A 12,430-nucleotide genomic window follows, 5' to 3' on the forward strand; every position below is an offset into this window, starting at 1 on the left:
AGAGTCGAAGGCAGACAGCACTATTTGCTTTAACCAACGAATTAGGTGATCTGAAACAAATTGTTGGTTAATTCACTTTGATCCCTCGCAGATGTCGCCTTCACGCGACTATGTTTCTGCTGCGGCCCCCGCATATCCCAAGAGCTGACGAGGGGTGGGCCTTCTGTACGATATTGCTTTACCTCCATGAGGGCGTCATAGAACGGCTCTCGCACCTACTATGTAGGCGTCCCGATCCGATAAGTATAGGTGGGCGATGTATCGCAGTAGAGTATGACCTATACGTCAACTGGTAAAAACAGCGTGCTACATCCAGAGCATGAGTTCAGCACGACGGCTTTGTTTGTTTCCCTTCGAAGACAATGAACCAATTGTTTGGTAGATCTGCGTAATTAGCAGGAGATGATAGCGTATTGATAATCCGGAACGACTATGAGTTCAGACTATGTCTTATCAAATATGCTGGTTATTCATACTACAATTCCATTCGATTCAGCGCGGCGGGAGGAAGTGATGGAACTCGTGTCTGGTCTCGTTGAATGCTCGAAGACCGAAGACGGAACCGTCCGGTACCGCGCAATGATAGACATCGACGACCCCAGTGTCATGCGGTTTTTTGAGCAGTACGAAGATGCTGCTGCTGCCGAAACGCACACTAAATCCGTGCAATACCGCAGATTTGTCAAGTCACTCCCAGATCTCGTAGATGGGAAGATCGAAACGATTCAGTTTGAGACTGATGAGATAGCGTGTACAGAGTTCACAGCAAGTGATGCTGCCGCGGCACTTGATTGAACCGCTGACTGATATATGATCCATCTCTACTAAACGATCACCACTTTCGCAGATTGAACAAGATTCTGTGCTGCATTCGCGCTGTGTATCTTGCAGAGACTCAACGAGGTACCGAACTGTTGTCAGAAGCGGCTTGCAACATTCAGAGGATAAGCTCAGCATCTCCTCCGGATGGGCAGCAACGATTGGATCGGCGCGTGCACGGCCCTCTTCAATTTCGCCGACGTGGTCCCCGTCGTGGTGAGTTAGGGACACTAGCCAGATGTCCTCAAGTCCATAGCCCAGATCCGAGAGGCGGACCTCGAGGGCGTCGGCAATCCCCTCGGGTCCGACGTCAACCAGAACGAGGCCACGTTCCGTCTTGACGGCGACGGGCAGGGCGTGGGCGCATCTGGATTATTCTATATCGGGTGGTTCGCTCGGACGGCCCAAAGCGTTGGATATCGAGCCTCGGAACTGCATCGGCCTGTGCCTGCAAGTGTTAGCACTATTACCTATATCACCATTCATGATATTTGAATGACTGAAGATTGCGTGAGCCGACGACGAATTCTACAGATCGGCGGCGGCCTCGTGGTGGTCAGTGGCGTCAGAGGTACTACAGCCGCCTCGAGTGACCACGAAACGAACGACCAGCCAACCGATACCGGCTTCCAGACTCGAGTTGCACACCTCTCACCCGACGCACCCAACATCGACGTCTACGTCGACGGAGAGCGGGTCCGCGAGGGCGTCCCGTACGGGACGGTCACCGACTACCGCGAACTCCCGCCTGGCACGTACACGGTCCAGATCGTTCCCACCGGTGAAGATCCGTCCGAAGCAGTGCTCGAGGAGACCATCGAGGCCAGCGACGTGGACCCCACCCTCGACGGTCTTCTCGCAGTGATCGGCGAAGTGGCCGCCGAAAACCAGCCCCTCGAGGCGCTGTTCCTCGACGACGACAACAGCCCGGTCGATCCGGGTACCGCTCGCGTTCGCGTCCTCCACGCCTCACCCGACGCGCCTGCGGTGGACGTCGTTGCCAGTGAAAACGGGGACGCGCTGTTCGAGAACGTTGCTTTCGGTGAATCCGGCTACACCGAGGTCCCGGAAGGCGAGTATACGCTCGTCATCTATCCTGCGGGTGACCGAGAGACCAGCGTCTTCGAAATCGACGTTTCCCTCGCCGGAGGAACCGTCTACTCCGCGTTCGCGATTGGCTACCTCGAGCCAGAGGGAGCACCCGCCGATGAGCCGTTCGAGATACTCCTCACGGAGGATTCCCTTCCGGATGAAGAGGTCGTTGAGTCGGACAAAGAGGAGCCGAAAGAAGACGAACCCGAGAAAGAGTCTAAAAAGGAGGAGAAGTGTGAGGACAAGAAAGATACGTGATACTGCCGGCTGCCCGTCGTGGAAAATTCTCGCTGCCATGTGGTAGTGAATGTTTTCACGCAGGTACAGCTGAACGTATGAGCAAACGCGATACGTTTGCGATGTTCGAGAACTCACAACTACATGAATGAGTTGATAGGAGAGCAGACTCGTCGGGACGTCACTCGAGTTGCTCGTCGAGGATGAACCGCGTCTTCGTGCTCGCGGCCCCTTCTTGCTCGCACACCTGCGTGATGAGTTCGTTGACGCCACAGGTGTCGGCGGCGTCGATGACGAGGACAATGTCCTGTTCGCCCGAGACCTGCCAGACGAAGTCGACTTCCTCCCACTCGGCTGTCCGTTTTGTAACCTCGCGGGTGCCGACATCGACCGGGACGCCGACCTCGATTATCGCCTGTGACGTTCTACGCACGCGTTGAGATGGTAAATCGAGCCAGATCTCGTGCGACATTCGCGCCCTGTATTCAGCACGGCTTCCGAAAGCTATCACCAACTGAGGATTTCAACAGGCCCACATTTCCCCGTATTAAACAACATAGCGAGACATTGGCAGCACATCGGGAATCATACAGAAAATATTCTTCCATACAGATGACGCTTCTGTCAGGGATAAACATTGGTTCACACCCGCTCGCTCACCGCGGAAAGAGCCGATTGGATCTGCTCAACCGCATCCCGGTTCCGTTCAGCGACTAACTCGAGAATCATACCCGCTAGACGTTATAATCATTGAGAGTGACTGAAAGCTATGAGAAACTTATCAGTAATTATGATTGTACTGACTCTGGTGGTCATGCTGTTAGCGGCCGGTGGCGCTTTTGGTGTCACTGAAATTATTCTCTGTGACTATTTGGGATTCGACTCGCTGGCGACGTGCGGGTAGATCGCCCCGTCGCGAGTCAGAACTACGGACACCCAATAGTCAGAACATGCGATATATTTGTATCCAAACCGAAACATTATGGGATTATGAAACGACGAGCTCTCATAATGGAACGCGATCGATCTTTTTCGAGGCGCCGGATGCTCACGATGGCCACGATCGGTGGCCTCAGCGCGCTGGCTGGCTGTTCCGAAATGGATGCCGTCATGAACCACGAGCCAGAGCCCGACGAGCCGCCCGAACCGCTTCGGGGCGGTGTCGATATCGATGCGCTTCGAGACCGCACGGCCCGGGCACTTGGCGAGGAGGCATTCGCCGTGCAGGGGGGCGTATCCTTCCTTGAGGATGGCACCGTCCAGGACAGCCAGGCGAGGTCGGGTCGTGGCGATCCCGAGGCCGAGATGGCACGCTACATGTCGGCGTCGAGCCGCAAGACGGAACTCGAGGAACCGACCGACGCCAACATCGTCTATGAGCGGTTCTATAACGACGACGAAGTGTACCGCCGACAGATGCGAGAGGGAGACGCCGAGTTCGGGCGCGACGAAGCCGACTACGGAGCGTTCGTGCGTCGAGTCGAGAGAGAACTCGAGAGCTTCCACGAGGTCGGCACGTCGTTCGAGTTCGGCGATCCGGAGTGGGACGAAGACCGTGGTAGCTACGTCGTGGAGGGTGTCGGGCTGGACGAGGACCTGGGGGCGGAGGTCGACATAGAGACTTGTCGGCTACGGGTGAACGCCGACGGAGTTGTCGTCGGCGTCTCGGCGACCCTCTTGGTCGAAGCGTCGGAGCGGATTCGAGCTGTCGTCGACGGTGAAACGGGCCCCGGGATCACCGTCGAGGAACCGGCATGGATGGACGAGGCAGACACGAACCTACCGCTGTGGGCGGTCCCGGTCGGTGAGCACCCCTTCACCACCGTCCAGGGCGAGACGGTCCTCGTCTCCAGCGATGAGGTCGTTGCCCTCAATCGCGACGACGGTTCATCGCGGTGGCAGTTCTCTATCAACTGGGAAGATGATAGGTTGACGAACAGTTCGTCCCACACTGTCGAGGGTGAGACTGTCTTCGTGGGGACGAACGAAAGCGACGTATACGCCCTCAACCTCGGGGACGGCTCTGAGCGGTGGTCCAACACGGTCGACACGCGCCTCCCGCACCCGACAGTGGTCGACGACATCGTTGTCTTCGCCGGCTACGGCGGGGTATACGCCTTTCACGCTGACGACGGATCGGCGGCGTGGACGTGGGGCACAGACCAGTCCGTCTCCAGGCGGATGTTCCACGACGGAACGCTCTTCGTTAGTGACACCGAAGGCGTCGTGACTGCGATTGACGCGACGACCGGTTCAGAACGCTGGCAGACCACCCTCCCGACCTGGAACTGGGTTTCGCCGTCGGTGGTCTCACAGGGCCGACTCTATGCTGGCTCCTTCCAGGGTTCTGTCTACGGGTTCGACGCGGACGACGGGTCCATCGAGTGGCAATACTCGACCGACGACACGACCGTCTCCGTCACGCACGGAGATGGAACGGTGTACGTGGGAGACCGCTCCGGGAAGGTGTACGCCCTGGAAGACGACGACGGAGCGGAACGGTGGACTTTCGATACGGGTGATACCGCCCGTCCCCATCCCCGCGGCGGAAGCATCTACGTCGGGTCACACGACGGTTCGATGTACCGATTGTCCGCCGAGGATGGCGACGTGCACTGGACGTTCGAAACCGATGGCTGGGTCGAACGACCTGCAATTACTGACAACGGTGTCTACGTGGGCAGCCGGGATGGGAACCTCTACGCCATCGAGAGGGACACCGGCGAGAAACGATGGGAACGGGAGGTGCGCTTCTGGGTTCGGCATCGACCGACGGTACGGGACGGCGTCGTATATGCGACAGACCTCGGTCGTGGTGGTGGGATCGTCTCTGCCTTCGATACCCATCCCGAGTAGGGGGTGACGACCAGCCGCTCGATCACCGGCGGCGGTAGACCTTCGCAGACGGGGCGGAAAGCCGTCGCCGGCGTCATCCACGTGATCCCAACGCACTACACGCAGCGCGAGACACTACATCCAGAGTGAGGTCGCGGGCCAGGGGGAAGTCGGCAACGAATGGCCGAGAGTGCCCCGCTGTCGTCGACGGTTATGACCCAGGGATTTGAACCACGGTTGCCGTCCCCGATGCACACACTCGCGTGGACGCTTGGTCCTGAGTCTACATTGACCGATCGGGTGATTCCCGATTTCGATACATCGCCGTGCTGCATTCGCGCTGTGTATTCAACACACTATTTATATCAACCGTTGAGGGTTTTAATAGAGCCTTAGTGTAGTATCTCCTGTCGATTGTTTAGGTGTATCGTCTGTCATTAGGCGGTCCTCCGCCCCATTTGACCGCTGTTCATCGGCGGTCGAGGCGGATACCCCGACCCTTGAGGTCGGGTTGTTGACCTGTCAGGCACGCACTAGCTGCGACGTCGACATTCGACTATTTTCCAGAATCAACACCCGCTCCGAAACTGCTGATGAGAAACACGTCTTCGAACAGGCGTGGGAATCCCGCCCCTGCCTCGTCCTGTCGTCGGGGTTCTACGAATGGAAATCACAGAATGGTGGGCCGAAACAGCCATATCGGATTTACCGCGAGGATGATCCGACTTTCGCGATGGCCGGGCTCTGTGACGTCTGGGAGGGAGACGACGAGACGATCCTCACGACGGACCCGAACGATGTAATGAAACCCATCCATGATAGGATGCCGGTCGTCCTTCCGCAGGATGCCGAGTCAGAATGGCTCTCCGCAGATCCGGACACCCGCAAGGAACTGTGCCAGCCGTATCCGAGGGACGATATGGACGCCGACGAGATCTCGACGCGGGTCAACAACCCCGGCAACGACGATCCCCGGGTCATCGAACCGCTGGACCACGAGCAGTCGGGCCTCGGTGAATTCAGTTCGGGATGACTGTCAGCATGCCTTGCCGTCACTGCATCGGAGATGCGGCCGCCGAATCGACAAGCGAGTACTCTCGGTCCCGACTCGTGCCCTCCGCCTCGAGGAGGTTGTACTGGACCATCTTGGAGAGATACGTCCGGACCGTTCGTTTCGTCCGCGGATCGTCGACCTCCGCTGCATAGCGCTCGTGAATCTCGCTCGGCCCGACCGGCCCGTGGTCGCGAACGATATCATAGACGACGCGCTGGTGGGGCGTGAGGGAATCGAGACTCTTCTGCTGGATCTGGGCGCGGGCGTCCTCGGCAGCGTCCAGGAGGACATCGTCGGTAATCCGTTCGCGGCTCTCGCGGTCGGCCTTGCTGGCCGCCGTCCGAAGGATGCCGATCGCGAGTCGGGCGTCGCCGGCGGCCGCGTCGGCGATGCGATAGAGCTGGTCGTCGGTGATTACGTTTTCGTCGAGCCCCCATTTCGCACGGGCACTCAGGATGTCGAACAGCTGCTCGTCGTGGTACTTGTCCATCCGGACGTGTTCGCTGGAGCGCAGTCGGCTCACCAGGCGGTCGTCGACGCGGCTGAACAGCTCCTCTTCCTTGTTGGCGATGCAGATAATCGCGAACTGCGGGAGGCTATGAAGGTCGTAAATGACGCTTGGGTCTTCGAGCTGGTCAGCCTCGTCGAGGATGACCACGGTTCGAGGGCCGTCGTGCTGCTGGAGTCGGTCGATGAGTTCATCGTGGGGCGTCGACTGGCGGTGGATGTCGATGGTCGTCCCGAGGTCGTCCAGAATCTGGTAGAGCGTCCGGAACCGGGTGTAGTTCCGCCAGCAGTTGACGTAGGTGGTCTCGACGTCGAGGACCTCCTCGCGAAGGCGTTCGGTGACGAACTTCGAGAGACAGGTCTTTCCCGCGCCACTGGGGCCAGTGACGACGGTGGTGTCGGCGGGTTCGTCGTTTGTGATGGGCTCGAGGACGCTGGAGAGGTGGTTAACTTCGGCGTCGCGATGCTCGACTTCTCGAGGGACGAAGCCGGAACGGAGCACACGAGCATCGCGGATCATCTGTTGTTGACAGACTGCTTTTTCATCAAGTCATAAAAGAGTGAGTGGGTCGTTTCCGGGAAATACCCCATACACAATCTGTTCCTCTCCGTATTTTACCGCTGTCAAGCCTGTATACTCTGATTCGGTCCGCAGGACTTCGAACGTTCCCGGAAAATTACTTAGCTCTCTTAGCTGTAGGTGGATCTCAATACTGAGACTCCTACCAGTTGCAGATGATCTCCGTCATTCCGTCTCTTCGTCGAGTCGGAACGTCTTACGAACTGGTTCTGGGAGGGGCGGTCGGGGGGCCGTCTCGTGTCGCCCGATCTTCTCGGGTTTTCGCGTTTTCTGGTGAACGGCTCGCGCCATTGGGACACCCTTGAGATAATTGAAGTCTCCAAGGATACCGGCACCATACTCGGTAAAGCCGTAGAATTTCCACGGCAAGCCGCGCTTTTCCTTGTTTGGTGGATACTCGTAGATTGCTAGGATGTCCGCGTCAACGAGCACGTCCAGTTGCTCTTCGACGGTCTTTTTCGATTTGCTTGGAACGAAATGGTTGATTTCATCCGCCGACGCGAGGGTTTTCGGGTGTCCCATGAGTGCCTGAATGATGCTGTGTCGAGTTTCCTGTGACAGCAGCTCCATCAGCTCACGCTGCCGCTCTAAGGGGTTTTCCTCGTTATCGGCTTTGGAATGTGCGGAGATGTCGGCCATTATCAACTGTACATACGATGGCGGATCACATAGGCACAGGGGATGGGTTTCTCTAAGTTAGACCAGTATGGTTACTGGGCCGTAAATCCACATTGGTTAGTACGGAAGACATACCGGGGAATACCGAAGAACTCACGGAGTTCATTTTAAATGATATTCTCTATGGCCTCGAACTTGACCCAGTAGATAGTGAACGGCTCCTCTCGTATATGCGAGAGCGACACGAGCATCTCTTTGGCCCACATTCGACGTATTTTGTGCTGGGCAGTTACGAATCGCCGTTCAAGTATCGCCTCGATGAGGCGCTTGATATGTTGAACCACCGGTACGATGCCTATGCGTACCTGCTCGCCACGCAGCCTGACCTCGATGTGTCGGATGACATTCCGGACCTCAAAGTCAAGTTCTTCCTACACGCTCTTTACGCGGATTCGATTCCGCTGATTCTTGAACACGATACTGGAGGGGCGGTCGCCGAGTTTGGACGCGTTGAACGCCCGGTGCTGCTCGAGCGCACGTATCTCTTCCCTCGAGCACAGGAAGAACACTACGATGATGGCTCTTTGCTCACAACACAAGACGCGATACTTGCTCGAGCCGTCGAACTGGCATATCATGCTGATGACCTCGAGGAGGAACTTGCTGCACTCGCTGAACACGCTCGTGAGCAGGGACTAGACATCTCGACACAGGATCTCAAATCGTATCTGGAGTCCGAACTCGGTGGTCGCACGCCGTCGTACAGCGGCGTGATAACCGATTCCCTTGTCCACCTCGACTCGCTGAATCAGTGCTTTTCGTGGACGACGACGGGGGAACTCGAAGAGCAGCTATCGAACGTTCCGTGACATCCGCCCCATCGGAAAGGGTAGTTGACCCAACAGTTGAGGCCATGGATAACTAATTGCAACCGATACCCGTGTCCAACACTGACCGGCAGCACGATCTCGTCGTCTGGGGTGCAACCGGCGTTGCTGGCCGCCTCGTCGCCGAGTATCTCACTGCACAGTACACACCAGACCAGCTCTCGCTCGCACTCGGCGGTCGCAACGAGAGTCGCCTCCACAAATTGGAAACAGCACTCAGAGACCGGCGTTCTGCGTGGGATGATGCAGTGTTGAACGCAAGACAGCGCCGTCATAGAAATTTTGACATTCGCTTTTCCACCGGTAGCTACGCTCTATCGGTAGGTTCTGAGATCGGACGATTCGATTTCAGCCGACTTGTGCAGTGATCAAAACATCAGTTTCACAAGATGCTGCACGAAGTGTGAGATGGACGATGGCGATGCCTCTCTCGAATACGTCCGGAGAAGAGGAGCAGGCGGCGAGCCTTAACTCGCCGCCTGCGCGAGGTTATGGACGATGCACTTCCGTGTGAGCTCCCGGAACTGGCCATGCCAGCTCCGGGAGCGGAGCTCGTCGCCGTCGTCCTTCAGCATCGCAAATACGGTCTCACTCATTGACCGTTGATTGTAGACTTCGTCGTCAATTCTGGCGTTGTGAGCCTTCTTGAGTGCGTTTTGCTCACAGTGTTTGATCACTGGTCGCGTTGACGCTTCACGGCAGGCCTCCCGGAGATTGCTCCATGAGTACATCTTGTCAGCCAGAAGTGCCTGCAGGTCTTCGGCGTTGCGCCGAAAGACCTGCAGCCCAATGTGACCGTCATAGGCTTTCTTTGTGGTGAAATGAGCGTCCATGATAGCAAGTGACTCCGTATCGACGAGCAGCGTTGTCTTCATCGCATTGAACGAGTAGCCGACACGATTTCGGTAGTGCGAACTAGCCTGATCTCGCTGGAAGCCGCTGGCATCGATCGAGGCAGTTCCTGAGAGCCCCGCCTGCTCCGCTGACCGGCGGAGCAGGCGGCGCAACTCTTTCATCGGGAATTCTCCGTCCCACACGCTGAAAGACGTGTAATCAGGTGATTTCTCAAGGCCGAACACAGCAAGGATTCCCGGCATCTCGTTCAGATAGTCCTCGAACTGCCGGAGCGGCTTGTTGACTTCCTCTTTGAGCAAGAGCAACGCGATCTTCGTGGACTTGGCGTACCCGTCCGCGCCGTCCGGCGCGGCGGGTACGTCTGGTTCTTCTACGTGGGTCGTGGCGAACTCGTGAAACGTCTGTGCGAGGTTCCTGAGACGTCCCATATCGCCAGACGGCGTCCAAATCCCCTGAAATCAGCGATACAATCCGCAGAGGGCGTCGGCGTTCAACAGAGCATGGGATGATATCCCGATCGTCCTCGGCGACGCAACCGAGCCTGAAAGTCTTCTTGCCATCGCCGAAGACACGCGTGTCGTTTGTACGACGGTCGGTCCGTACACGAAGTATGGCACACCACTCGTCGAGGCATGCATCGCCGCTGAAACGGACTACTGTGATCTGACGGGCGAGGTCAACTGGGTGCGGGAGATGATCGACCGATACCACGACGACGCAGTCGAGGCAGGCACTCGAATCGTCCACAGCTGTGGATTCGATTCGATCCCCACCGATCTCGGTACGAAACTCGTTCAATCGTTCGCCATCGACGAGTTCGGGGCTCCGTGTGATATGGCACAAATATACCTGGAAGACAGTCGCGGTAGCGTGAGCGGTGGCACGATGGCCAGTGCAATCGAAGTGTTTCGTGCTGCGTCGACCGACCCACTGGCCCGGCAGACGCTTCGGAACCCGTACTCGTTGGCACCGAAAGGTGAGCGCGACGGCGTCGATCCGGGCGCACAGTCCATACCGAAAAAGGACCCACTACGAGCGGTGTGGACGGCTCCGTCGCCGATGGCGATGGTGAACGAACGAGTCATTCGACGCAGCAACGCACTGCTCGGGTACCCGTGGGGGCGTGAGTTCGAGTGCACAGAAGTGATGCCCATGGGCGACGGCCTCGGCGGCCTGGCACGTGCAAACGCTGTCTGGGCAGGGATCACGGTCGCTACTGCTGGGATGGCGTTCGGATCAACACGAGAAGGCTTACGTCGATTCGTGTTCCCGGAGCCGGGCGAAGGGCCGACGAGAGAACAGATCGAAAATGGGTATTTCACCGTCCGTGTGCTCGGCCGTGGGACCGCCACTGACGGCCCGTTCGTCGTGGAGAGTCAGATTAGCGCCGATCGGGATCCGGGGTACGGCGCAACCGCGAGGATGCTCAGCGAAGCTGCGATGTGTCTGGTGCGCGACCAGACCGACTCACCGCTCGCAGGAGGGATTCTTACGCCGGCGTCAGGTATCGGTGACCCACTTGCTGACAGGCTTCGGCAGGCGGGACTGGATGTGGAGGTTGACGTGTGGGATCGTCCGCCTGCGTAGCAGGAGTTGCTCACCGGAGGCTAGGCCTGCACCGACCGTCAAGCGGTCTCGCTTCGATACCGGACGCGCTACTTGTGCCGTTCGCCGAGCCCGTTTACGGTCAACAGCGCGTCCCGGACCATCGCGGGCTCGACCGGGAACGGCTCGTTGTGGATCGTCTCCTCCTCGACGCAGGCCGCCTTGGCAACCGTATCGAGCTGGTCTTCGGTAGGATCGTCGAGACCGATGTCCGCGAGCGTGACCGGAAGCCCGATGTCGAGCGAGAACTCGATGATGTCTTCGACGAACTCGTCGTCCTTGCCCTCGAGGACGAGTTGGGAGAGGGTGCCGATGTTGACCTTCTCCCCGTGGGTCGCGTCGTGGGTCGCCTCGAGTTGCGTGAGTCCGTTGTGGATCGAGTGGGCCGCTGCGAGCCCACCGCTCTCGAATCCGAGGCCGCTCAGGAGCGTATTCGCCTCGGTTACGGCTTCGACGCTTTCCGTCACGGCGCCGTTCTCGACGGCACGGACGGCCGAGACGCCGTGCCGGCGGAGCGTCTCGTAGCAGAGTTCGGCGAGCGCGTGACCGGCCCGGGTCGAGGCCCCACCGAAGATGTTCTCGCCGTGCGAGCGGTAGGTCGCGTCGGCCTCGAACCACGTCGCGAGCGCGTCGGCGATACCCGACCGGAATGTTCGGATCGGTGCCTCCGCGATGATCGCCGTATCTACGAGGACCAGTTCTGGGTTCTTCGAGTGGAACCAGTACTCCTCGAACTCGCCGTGTTCGGTGTAGATCACCGAGAGTGAACTCGTGGGGGCGTCCGTCGACGCGATGGTGGGCATCGAGACCATGGCGATGTCGAGCCGTTCCGCGACCGCCTTGGCCGCATCGAGTGCCTTGCCCCCGCCGGCGCCGACGATGACGTCGTTCCCGTACTCGCTTGCCTGGTCGGCGACGCGTTCGATCTCCTGTTCCGAGCACTCGCCCCGGAACTCCACCGTCTCGGTGGCGAACCCGTGGTCTTCGAGACTCTCCGTGACGGTATCACCCACGATGTCCATCACAATTTCGTCAGCGAGGAGGACGGCGCTACTTCCGAGGTCCTCCGCGTGCGTTCCGATCTCTGCAGCGACGCCACGGCCCTGTGTGTAGTTCGCAGGGGAGGCGAATATCTTTGCCATGTTTGACCGAACCACGGTCCCGATAATGTAGCTTGGCCTGGCTCTCGTGCGCAGGTATTGGACGGCTGGTGATCGTACCACGTCCTGTCTTCAGCACGACGTACTGGACAACAGCTGAAACTGGGACGAACCTCGACGGGTTACAGAACTCGGCACTAGTTCCAGACGACTCCTTCTGGGATCTTAGATAGCTATCTTA

General features: G+C 58.4%; 9 protein-coding genes and 4 pseudogenes. 7 read left to right on the plus strand and 6 right to left on the minus strand.

What is annotated here, in order from left to right:
- Positions 1–459: 459 nt before the first annotated feature.
- Complete coding sequence (locus MU558_RS03790; RefSeq protein ID WP_246972069.1) at positions 460–795, plus strand: putative quinol monooxygenase; 336 nt, start codon at positions 460–462, stop codon at positions 793–795.
- Here the strand turns inward: MU558_RS03790 and MU558_RS23230 are convergent.
- Positions 688–1,173, minus strand: a complete 486-nt coding sequence (locus MU558_RS23230) for an MBL fold metallo-hydrolase (RefSeq protein ID WP_322987047.1) — start codon at positions 1,171–1,173, stop codon at positions 688–690. The two genes, MU558_RS03790 and MU558_RS23230, sit on opposite strands and share 108 nt — an antisense overlap.
- Positions 1,174–1,329: 156 nt before the next feature.
- Between MU558_RS23230 and MU558_RS03800 the strand changes: the two genes are divergently transcribed.
- Positions 1,330–2,169, plus strand: coding sequence for a DUF4397 domain-containing protein (locus tag MU558_RS03800; protein ID WP_246972072.1), 840 nt, complete (start codon positions 1,330–1,332; stop codon positions 2,167–2,169).
- A gap of 160 nt (positions 2,170–2,329) precedes the next feature.
- Here MU558_RS03800 and MU558_RS03805 read toward each other — a convergent pair.
- A pseudogene (locus MU558_RS03805) lies at positions 2,330–2,606 on the minus strand (Lrp/AsnC ligand binding domain-containing protein); the annotation flags it as partial.
- A 586-nt stretch (positions 2,607–3,192) separates the two neighbouring features.
- Between MU558_RS03805 and MU558_RS03810 the strand changes: the two are divergent.
- Both MU558_RS03810 and MU558_RS03815 read left to right on the plus strand, forming a co-directional pair.
- Entirely contained in the window at positions 3,193–5,004 is a 1,812-nt protein-coding gene (locus MU558_RS03810) for an outer membrane protein assembly factor BamB family protein (protein ID WP_246972077.1), read from the plus strand.
- A gap of 547 nt (positions 5,005–5,551) precedes the next feature.
- Positions 5,552–6,016, plus strand: a pseudogene (locus tag MU558_RS03815) (SOS response-associated peptidase); the annotation flags it as partial.
- Positions 6,017–6,035: 19 nt separating this feature from the next.
- Here the strand turns inward: MU558_RS03815 and MU558_RS03820 are convergent.
- Together MU558_RS03820 and MU558_RS03825 are read right to left on the minus strand one after the other, a co-directional pair.
- Positions 6,036–7,064: a Cdc6/Cdc18 family protein gene (locus MU558_RS03820; protein ID WP_246972081.1), complete on the minus strand. Its 1,029-nt coding sequence runs from the start codon at positions 7,062–7,064 to the stop codon at positions 6,036–6,038.
- 225 nt (positions 7,065–7,289) lie between these two features.
- Entirely contained in the window at positions 7,290–7,763 is a 474-nt protein-coding gene (locus MU558_RS03825; RefSeq protein WP_246972083.1) for a helix-turn-helix domain-containing protein, read from the minus strand.
- Positions 7,764–7,855: 92 nt separating this feature from the next.
- Here MU558_RS03825 and MU558_RS03830 point away from each other — a divergent pair, with 92 nt between their 5' ends.
- Together MU558_RS03830 and MU558_RS23295 are read left to right on the plus strand one after the other, a co-directional pair.
- On the plus strand, positions 7,856–8,611 hold the full coding sequence (locus tag MU558_RS03830; protein WP_246972085.1) for a DUF8170 family protein: 756 nt from the start codon (positions 7,856–7,858) through the stop codon (positions 8,609–8,611).
- Positions 8,612–8,682: 71 nt separating this feature from the next.
- A pseudogene (locus tag MU558_RS23295) lies at positions 8,683–8,874 on the plus strand (oxidoreductase); the annotation flags it as partial.
- 222 nt (positions 8,875–9,096) lie between these two features.
- Here the strand turns inward: MU558_RS23295 and MU558_RS03835 are convergent.
- Positions 9,097–9,912, minus strand: coding sequence for an IS5 family transposase (locus tag MU558_RS03835; RefSeq protein WP_246972087.1), 816 nt, complete (start codon positions 9,910–9,912; stop codon positions 9,097–9,099).
- A gap of 73 nt (positions 9,913–9,985) precedes the next feature.
- Between MU558_RS03835 and MU558_RS23235 the strand changes: the two are divergent.
- A pseudogene (locus tag MU558_RS23235) lies at positions 9,986–11,071 on the plus strand (saccharopine dehydrogenase family protein); the annotation flags it as partial.
- A gap of 68 nt (positions 11,072–11,139) precedes the next feature.
- Here the strand turns inward: MU558_RS23235 and MU558_RS03845 are convergent.
- Positions 11,140–12,231 (minus strand): glycolaldehyde reductase, encoded by a 1,092-nt coding sequence (locus MU558_RS03845; protein WP_246972089.1) that lies wholly within the window; start codon positions 12,229–12,231, stop codon positions 11,140–11,142.
- Between the last annotated feature and the right edge of the window lie 199 nt (positions 12,232–12,430).

This window comes from Natribaculum luteum (genome assembly GCF_023008545.1).
GTDB lineage: Archaea > Halobacteriota > Halobacteria > Halobacteriales > Natrialbaceae > Natribaculum > Natribaculum luteum.